This window comes from Streptomyces longispororuber, from assembly GCF_014656095.1.
Classification (GTDB): Bacteria; Actinomycetota; Actinomycetes; order Streptomycetales; family Streptomycetaceae; genus Streptomyces; species Streptomyces longispororuber.
Window position 1 is genome coordinate 60,660 of sequence record NZ_BNBT01000028.1, and the last position, 7,840, is coordinate 68,499.

The following is a 7,840-nucleotide window of genomic DNA, read 5'->3' on the forward strand; positions in this document are numbered from 1 at the left end:
GCCCGAGAAGATGTGCTGGATCGGACTCGGGCGGGACCGCTATGACCAAGAGCGTTGCCTACCACTGGCCACCTGAGCTCATGGAGATGCTGGTAGACACGATCCCCTTGCTGTGTCGCAGCAAGGTAGCCGTACTCGACTTCCTGCGAGGGGCAGGGGTGGAAGAGGAGCTGTTGCTCACCTTCCGCAGACAACTCCAAGACGACCCCTCTGCGATCAGTAAATACAAGATCGTCAGGTTCGTCCTGGGTCACCTGAACGAACAGGGTGATCGTGGCCTCGGAGCGAGGCGGTTCCTGCTTCGCCGGGTCACAGAGTTCGAGGACTTCTCCACATGCTGGCCCGACGATCAGCTGAAGGCCAAGGGACTCGTGTCAGAGATTCGCCGGGTGGTGAACGTCAAAGACTCATTCACGCGCTTGCAGCAAGAGAACGACCTGCAGCGCCAACATCAACACAGGCAACATCAAGAGGCGCGAGACGCAAAGGCAGCGCAAGCGGAGAAGCGTCGGCAGCACATCCGGGCGCTACGCGACGAACTAAGTTCCGTGATCCGCATGAGCGACCCACAGCAGCGCGGCACGGCCTTGGAGGCTCTGCTGAACAGGATCTTCGCTGCTGAAGAACTGTCCATCCGTGAAGCATTCGTGCTGCGCGACGACGACGGCAAGGCGACTGAGCAGATAGACGGCGTCGTCGAGCTCGATGGGTCGCCGTACCTCGTTGAGGTTAAGTACTGGGCCGACACTCTCGGGAAGGGCCCTGTTGCTGAGCATCTGGTGCGGGTCTACGGCAGGGCCGGAGTTCGCGGCTTGATGATCTCAGCCTCGGGCTTCACGCAGCCAGCCGTCGATGAGTGCCAGCGCGTCCTGACTCAGCGCGTCGTCGTCCTCGGAGAGCTTCGCGAGCTGGTGATCTTGCTCGAACAGGAACGGCCTCTGGCGGAGTGGTTGAGAGAGAAGGCACGGAGAGCCGTGATCGATCGCGAGCCACTCGCGATCTACGGAGTTCATTTCTGACATTGCGACTGCCCGGCGAGACGGCCCCTTGGCTGGCCTGAGCTGGGACGAAGCCCATCAAGATCATTACGTCGTCATTACGTGATCACTGGCAAAGGGCTGCTTCCGGCGGCATACGCCCGCACATACGCGAAGACCCCGACCGCAGCGTTTCAGCTGGTGACGGGGTCTTTGGGCACCTCATCAAGGGTGCCCCCGGCAGGATTCGAACCTGCGCACACGGCTCCGGAGGCCGTTGCTCTATCCCCTGAGCTACGGGGGCGTGTCGGTCGCGGTGTCGCGGTGACGGGTAGAACCCTACCAGCTCTTCGGGGGTCCTCAGGAACGGGTTTGCGGGCGGCGCCCGTGGGGGGTGGGTGGGCGCCGCTTCGCAGGTCAGGGCTTGCGGCCGACTCCCGCGTACGCGTCGACCGCGGTGGTGGTGTCGGTCGTCTCGTCGGGGCGCCAGCGGGTGACCTGGGTGACGCCGGGGTCGGTGAGGGTGAGGCCGTCGAAGAAGCCGGTGATCTCCTCGACGGTGCGGACGTGGTACGGGATCGCGCCGCTCTCGTTGTACGCGTTCGACGCCGCGATCATGCCCTCGCTGGTGGACGTCGAGTCGCTGATCACCAGGTAGCTGCCGGACGGCAGGCCGGCCATCAGGCGGTTGACCAGGTCGCGGGCCTGGTCGTAGGAGGAGACGTGGCCCAGGGTGTTCAGGATCATGAGGGCCACCGGCTGGGAGAGGTCCAGGGTCTTGGCGGCCTCGGCGAGGATCGCCTCGGGCTCGTACATGTTCGCGTCGATGTACGCCGTCTCGCCCTCGGGCGTGCTCGTCAGCAGGGCGCGGGCGTGGGCGAGGACCAGGGGGTCGTTGTCCACGTAGACGATGCGGGAGTCCGGGGCGACGCGCTGGGCGACCTCGTGGGTGTTGTCGGCCGTCGGCAGGCCCGTGCCGATGTCGAGGAACTGGCGGATCCCCTGCTCCCCCGCCAGGTGGCGGACGGCCCGGCCGAGGAACTGGCGGCTGTTGCGCGCGACGTCGACGAGGCCGGGGAAGATCTCCTTGATCTGGTCGCCCAGCTCCCGGTCCTTCTCGTAGTTGTCCTTGCCGCCCACGAAGTAGTTCCAGAAGCGCGCCGAGTGGGGCTTGCTCGTGTCGATCCGGGCGCGGATCTCCGCGGACGAGTCGAGTCTGGGGTCGGAAGCGGAACCGGTCACGGGACCTCCTGCGGTGCGTGGGCCCGGTCCGGGTGCGGGCCGGGCCGTGCCTGAGCTGCCTGCCTACCTGCTTGAATCGCGTACAACCTAGCAACCGTCCCGTGCGGCGCGGTCGTTGCCTCCGCGTCTCCTCTGTCGCTCGTGGACCGTTGGGTACTTGGGCGGGCCTGAGTATCCGTACGGATGTCGGTGGCCCGGCGCACGGTCACGCTTGCGCGCATGACGACACCTCTGCCATCCCCGCCGTTCCCGCGGAGCCTCAAGTGGGCGGTGCTGCGTGGCCTGTTGCGTACGGTCGGGCGGACTTCCCACGGCATCCGCGTCGGCTTCCGGCACGGCTTCGACAGCGGCACGATGCTCGACTACGTGTACGTGAACCGGGCGCGCGGCGCGTTCGGCGTCGGCCGGCTCGTCGACCGCGTCTATCTGAACGCCGTCGGCTGGCGCGCCGTCCGCGCCCGGGCCCGCCTCCTCCAGCGCGTGCTGCGCGACCAGGTCGCCGCGCGCCCCGGCCGCCCGGTCCGGGTCCTCGACGTGGCCGCCGGGCCCGGCCGCTACCTCCAGGACGTGGCCGCCGCGTACGGGCCCGAGCGGGTGCGGGTGGTGTGCCGGGACCTCGCGGCGGCGGGGCTGCGGCAGGGCGAGGCGCTCGCGCGGGCGCGGGGGCTCACCAACGTCTCGTACGAGACGGGGGACGCCTTCGACCCCGAGCCGCCGGCGGCGGGGGCGCCGGACGTCATCGTCGTCTCCGGCCTGTACGAGCTGCTCCTGGACGACGACGCCGTCCGCACCTCCCTCAAGCGGCTGCGGGGGCTGCTCGCCCCGGGCGGCGTCCTCGTCTGCACCACCCAGACCCGGCACCCGCAGCTCGAACTCATCGCCAACGTGCTGCCCGACCGGGAGGGGCGGCCGTGGGTGATGAAGTGCCGGAACGTGGCCCTGACGGAGGGGTGGGCCCGGGAGGCGGGCTTCGGGAACGTGCGCAGCAGGCACGAGGAGGTGGGTCTGTTCGCGGTGACGGTGTGCGGGGAGGCGGGGTGAGTGGCCGTGAGTGGCCGTGAGTGGTCGTGGGTGGCCGTGGGTGGCCGTGAGTGGTCGCGGGTGGCGTGGGTGGCCGTGAGTTGGCGGGGTGCTTACCTGTTGTGTGGCTTGATAGAACGTTCGATCCAGTCGGGGGTTGTTCCCGGCCTCGCCATCCTCCGCCGTCCCCCGTCGCCCGCCGCCCGTCGCCCGTCGCCCCCGAGTGGGGCTTGCCGTCCGGGAGGGGCGGACGGGGGTCAGGACGCTCGGCGCTTCGCTGTCGTCTTTTTGGTGCTCGTCGATTTCTTGGCCGTCGTCTTCTTCGCGGACGTCCCGGACGACCTGGCTGACGCCTTCGCCGTGGATGTGGTGGTCGACTTCGTGGCGGCCGAGCGGTCCGCGGCCGTCGTCTTCTTCGCCGCGGCCTTCTTGGACGTGCTCTTCTTCGGGGCGGCGGCCGCGGTCTTCTTCGCCGCCGTGGACTTCTTGCCGCCGACCTGCTTGGGGGTCGCCGGGGTGGACTTCCGGGGCGTGGACGCGGTTCTGGTGCGGCGGGCCGGGAGGTCGGTGACCTCGGCGTCCGTCGCGCCCTCCGCCTCGTCCCCGGTCTCGCCGCGGGCCGTGCGCGCGGCGCGCACGCTGCTCTCCAGGGCGGCCATCAGGTCGATGACCTTGCCGCCGCGCGGCTCCGCGGGGGCCGGCGCGGTGGTCGTACCGCCGTCGAGCTTCGCGGCGATCATCTCCTCCACGGCCTCGCGGTAGTCGTCGTGCAGCGCGTCCATGTCGACCTCGCCGAGGGTGTCCATCAGGGCGTCGGCGAGGTCGAGCTCGGCCTCCCGGACCTGTACGTCGGTCTCGGGCGCGACGCCGTCCGTGGCGCGGATCTCGTCCGGCCAGAGCAGGCCGTGCATGGCGATGACGTCGTCGACGACGCGCAGCATGCCGAGGCGTTCGCGGCCGCGCAGCGCGAACTTGGCGATGGCGACCTTCCGGCTGCGCTTGAGGGCCTCGCGCAGCAGGGTGTACGGCTTCAGGGCCGGGGCGCCGCTGGCGGCCAGGTAGTAGGCCGTGCTGATCTGGAGCGGGTCGATGTGGTCGGCCGGGACGAACGAGACGATCTCGATGGTCTTCGCGGTCGGGATCGGCAGCGAGGCCAGGTCGTCCTCCGTGATCGGGATGATCGAGCCGTCGGCGTCCTCGTACCCCTTGCCGATCTCGTCGGACGACACCTCGCGGTCCTCCAGCTCGCAGACCTTGCGGTAGCGGATGCGGCCGCCGTCCTCGGTGTGGATCTGGCGGAAGGAGACCGCGTGGTTCTCCGTGGCGTTCACCAGCTTGATGGGGATGCTGACCAGGCCGAAGGAGATGGCGCCGTTCCATATGGACCGCATGTGGTGCACCTTTCGCCACGGTTTGTCGCGATTCGTGGGATTCTCATCGTATGACGCCCATCACGGAGGTGGAGGGCCGACGGCTCGCGCTCAGCAACCTCGACAAGGTGCTGTATCCGGAGAGCGGCTTCACGAAGGGTGAGGTCCTGCACTACTACGCGACCACGGCGGACGTGCTGCTCCCCCATCTGCGCAACCGGCCCGTGTCGTTCCTGCGCTTCCCGGACGGGCCCGAGGGGCAGCGCTTCTTCACCAAGAACGTGCTGCCCGGTACCCCCGAGTGGGTGCGGACGGCCGAGGTGCCGCGGTCGGAGGGGCCGGTGCGGCAGATCGTCGTACAGGACCTGGCGACGCTGATGTGGGCGGCGAACCTGGTGACGGAGTTCCACACGCCGCAGTGGCAGGCGGACGCGCCCGGTCTCGCCGACCGGCTCGTGCTCGACTTGGACCCCGGGCCTCCGGCGACGGTGGTGGAGGCGTGCGAGGCGGCGCTGTGGCTGCGGGAGCGGCTGGTCGCCGACGGGTTCTCGGTGTACGCGAAGACGTCCGGGAGCAAGGGGCTGCATCTGCTCGTGCCGCTGGTGCCGGTCGCGTCCGCGGAGGTGACGGCGTACGCGAAGCGGCTCGCGGTGGCGGCGGAGCGGGAGCTTCCGGAGCTGGTGGTGCATCGGATGACGCGGAGTCTGCGGCCGGGGAAGGTGTTCGTGGACTTCAGCCAGAACGCGGCGGCGAAGACGACGGCTGCGCCGTATACGTTGCGGGCGCGGGCGGAGCCGACGGTGTCGGCTCCGGTGACCTGGGCGGAGGTCGAGGCCTGCCTGTCCCGGGGGGACCCCGGGCTGCTGGTCTTCCGCGCTTCCGACATGCCTGCCCGGCTCCGCCGGGACGGGGACCTGCTGGCGCCGCTGTTCGGCCCTGGGCTGGCTCGGGGGTTGCCCGCGGGCGGGGCCTGAGCTGGACGCCTACCGGCACCTGGCCTGCGCCCAACCCGGCTCCGCCGGGACGGGGACCTGCTGGCGCCACTGTTCGACCCTGGGCTGGCGCGGAGGTTGCCCACTGGCTGAGCCTGAGCGGAACGGTTGCTCGGCACCTCGGCTGTGCCCACCCGTCCCGCCCCGCGGGACGATTGCCCACAGGGGAAGACGGACGGCGGGGAGGCGCTGGCGTCGGGGGCGGGCAGGCGTAGCCGGGATGGCACGGGTGGGCGGGTGGGAGATGACGGACGACGGCGGGGAAGCGCTGGCGTCAGGGCCGGGCAGGCGGAGCCGGGATGGCGCGGGTGGGCGGGCGGGAACGAACGACGGCGGGGAAGCGCTCTGCGTCGGGGCTCGGCGGGCGAAGCCGGGGGGGGTGCGAGGGGAGGGACCGACGGCGGTGGGGAGGCGCTGGCGTTGGGGTCGAGCGGGCATAGCCGGGGTGGCACGGGTGGGCGGGCGGGAAGGGACCGACGACGGCGGGGCAAGCGCTGGCGTCGGGGCCCGGCGGACGAAGCCGGGTGGCACGGGTAGGTGGGCGGGAAGGGACCGACGACGGCGGGGCAAGCGCTGGCGTCGGGGCCCGGCGGACGAAGCCGGGTGGCACGGGTTGGCGGGCGGGAAGGGACCGACGACGGCGGGGCAAGCGCTGGCGTCGGGGCCCGGCGGGCGAAGCCGGGTGGCACGGGTGGGTGGGCGGGAAGGGACCGACGGCGGTGGGGCAAGCGCTGGTGTCGGGGCCCGGCGGGCGAAGCCGGGTGGCACGGGTTGGCGGGCGGGAAGGGACCGGCGGCGGCGGGGAGGCGCTGGTGTTGGGGGCGGGCGGGCGAGCTGGGGTGGTCCGGGTGGGTGGGAGAGGGGGGTCTCGGCTGCTAGACGCGGTGCCAGGTGTGGCGGTCGCGGGCCAGCGCGTGCAGCGCCTCCACGTCCGCCGGCTTCAGCACCCCACCCGCCCGCGCCAGCAAGGACACCTCCGCCTCGGCGAGCACCCGTACCTCCCGGGGCGGCTCCGGCACGTCCACGAGGACCGCGCCGACGGGGACGAGCACGGGCCGCACCTCCGCGGTGAGGGCGAAGGAGGCGCGGGCGGCGTCGGCGCGCAGCTCCCGCAGCAGGGGCGCGGGCCGGGCCCGGCCGACCGCGACCATCGGGTCGGCGACCCGGACCCGCTGCCGCCGCGCGGGCACGGCCCGGACGCAGAAGAGACCCCCGGGCCCGATGAGCAGGTGGTGGATGCGGGCACCGCCGGGCAGGCCGATGGAGTGCAGCGTGTGCCAGCCGGCCCCGTCGAGCCGGTCGAGCACCTCGCCCACGGCGGTCTCCGCGGCGAGCGCGCGGCTGCGGGGGTCGGAGCGCAGGCGGCGGGCGGACGGCGGCTCGCGTTCGAGCGAGACGCGCAGGGCCTCGCCGGGCCGGTTCGGCGCGAGGTCGTCGTCCGGGTGCAGGGCCAGCCGGGCGAGCTCGGCGGGGGTGGGCACGGGCGGCGGCCCGACCGTGACGTTCCCGGTGAGGAAGGGGGCGAGGGCGTCCAGGACGTCCGCCTCCTCGTCCGTGCTGAGCAGGTTTACGCGGGCGGTGTCGCGGTCGAACCACGCGACGTTCCTGCCGTCCGCCCGACAGACGTAGAGCCGCTCCTGGCCGTGTCGGAACGCCGGTACGACACGCAATGCGCTCATCCCCATCACCCCATGACCATGGGAACAGCCCGGACGCGGCTCCGGCAAGAAGCCGTCGGCGCCGCAGGGAAGTTGATGCCCGCCGCCCGGGCCCCGCCCCGCCCGGCCGGGCCCGCACGCCCCACCCGGCCGAGCCCGCACGCCCCGTACCGCACGTCCCACGCGTCCCGTCACGGCACCGTCCGCACAGCTATGACGCTCTGTTACTTACTCGCCGGACCACCGCAACGGCGGGCGCCTAGCGTCGTAGCCGTCGCCGGGGCCACCGCCCTCCCGTGTGACGGAGCCGACCGCACGAGCGCAAGGAACGTACCGTGAACCACCCCCGCCTCCCCGCCGCCGTCCTCCGCGCCGTCGCCGTGACCGCGCTCGCGGGCGGCGCGCTGCTCGCCCCCGCCGCCGGTGCCCGCGCCGCCGCGGCCGCGCCCACGCCTCCGGCCTCCGCCACGAGGAACCACCCCGCCCCCGAGAACCCCGAGAACTCCGCGAACCCCGAAGGCCCCGCCCATGGTCTCCGCGAGGCGGGCAGCCCGGCGCTCCTCGCGGCGGGCGGCGCCATG

The 7,840-nt window shown here is 72.0% G+C and carries 7 protein-coding genes and 1 tRNA gene; 4 read left to right on the forward strand and 4 right to left on the reverse strand.

Going from position 1 to position 7,840, the window contains the following annotated elements:
* Window positions 1–41: 41 nt before the first annotated feature.
* The gene (locus IE330_RS12345) at window positions 42–1,019 is read left to right on the forward strand and encodes a restriction endonuclease (protein WP_190135983.1); all 978 of its coding nucleotides are present in this window, start codon (window positions 42–44) and stop codon (window positions 1,017–1,019) included.
* A 190-nt stretch (window positions 1,020–1,209) separates the two neighbouring features.
* On the opposite strand, the gene IE330_RS12350 is transcribed toward IE330_RS12345, so the two are convergent.
* Window positions 1,210–1,281: transfer RNA gene (locus IE330_RS12350), tRNA-Arg, on the reverse strand.
* A 113-nt stretch (window positions 1,282–1,394) separates the two neighbouring features.
* Complete coding sequence (locus tag IE330_RS12355; protein ID WP_190135984.1) at window positions 1,395–2,219, reverse strand: SAM-dependent methyltransferase; 825 nt, start codon at window positions 2,217–2,219, stop codon at window positions 1,395–1,397.
* Between the two features lie 219 nt (window positions 2,220–2,438).
* On the opposite strand from IE330_RS12355, the gene IE330_RS12360 reads away from it, so the two are divergent.
* Entirely contained in the window at window positions 2,439–3,260 is an 822-nt protein-coding gene (locus IE330_RS12360) for a class I SAM-dependent methyltransferase family protein (RefSeq protein WP_190135985.1), read from the forward strand.
* A gap of 236 nt (window positions 3,261–3,496) precedes the next feature.
* On the opposite strand, the gene ku is transcribed toward IE330_RS12360, so the two are convergent.
* Window positions 3,497–4,630, reverse strand: a complete 1,134-nt coding sequence (gene ku / locus IE330_RS12365) for a non-homologous end joining protein Ku (protein WP_190135986.1) — start codon at window positions 4,628–4,630, stop codon at window positions 3,497–3,499.
* A 50-nt stretch (window positions 4,631–4,680) separates the two neighbouring features.
* On the opposite strand from ku, the gene ligD reads away from it, so the two are divergent.
* Window positions 4,681–5,583, forward strand: coding sequence for a non-homologous end-joining DNA ligase (gene ligD / locus IE330_RS12370; RefSeq protein ID WP_190135987.1), 903 nt, complete (start codon window positions 4,681–4,683; stop codon window positions 5,581–5,583).
* Window positions 5,584–6,476: 893 nt separating this feature from the next.
* On the opposite strand, the gene IE330_RS12375 is transcribed toward ligD, so the two are convergent.
* Window positions 6,477–7,280 carry a nuclease-related domain-containing protein gene (locus IE330_RS12375; RefSeq protein WP_190135988.1) on the reverse strand — a complete coding sequence of 268 codons (804 nt, stop codon included), beginning with the start codon at window positions 7,278–7,280 and terminating at the stop codon, window positions 6,477–6,479.
* A 314-nt stretch (window positions 7,281–7,594) separates the two neighbouring features.
* Between IE330_RS12375 and IE330_RS12380 the strand changes: the two genes are divergently transcribed.
* A partial coding sequence (locus tag IE330_RS12380) for a hypothetical protein (protein ID WP_229925584.1) occupies window positions 7,595–7,840 on the forward strand: 246 nt, incomplete at its 3' end.

Excerpts from the sequence above, each read along its gene's own strand:
- IE330_RS12345 (WP_190135983.1), top strand. The coding sequence starts at position 42 with ATGACCAAGAGCGTTGCCTACCACTGGCCACCTGAGCTCATGGAGATG.
- IE330_RS12360 (WP_190135985.1), top strand. The coding sequence starts at position 2,439 with ATGACGACACCTCTGCCATCCCCGCCGTTCCCGCGGAGCCTCAAGTGG.
- ku (WP_190135986.1), bottom strand. The coding sequence starts at position 4,630 with ATGCGGTCCATATGGAACGGCGCCATCTCCTTCGGCCTGGTCAGCATC.
- ligD (WP_190135987.1), top strand. The coding sequence starts at position 4,681 with ATGACGCCCATCACGGAGGTGGAGGGCCGACGGCTCGCGCTCAGCAAC.
- IE330_RS12375 (WP_190135988.1), bottom strand. The coding sequence starts at position 7,280 with ATGAGCGCATTGCGTGTCGTACCGGCGTTCCGACACGGCCAGGAGCGG.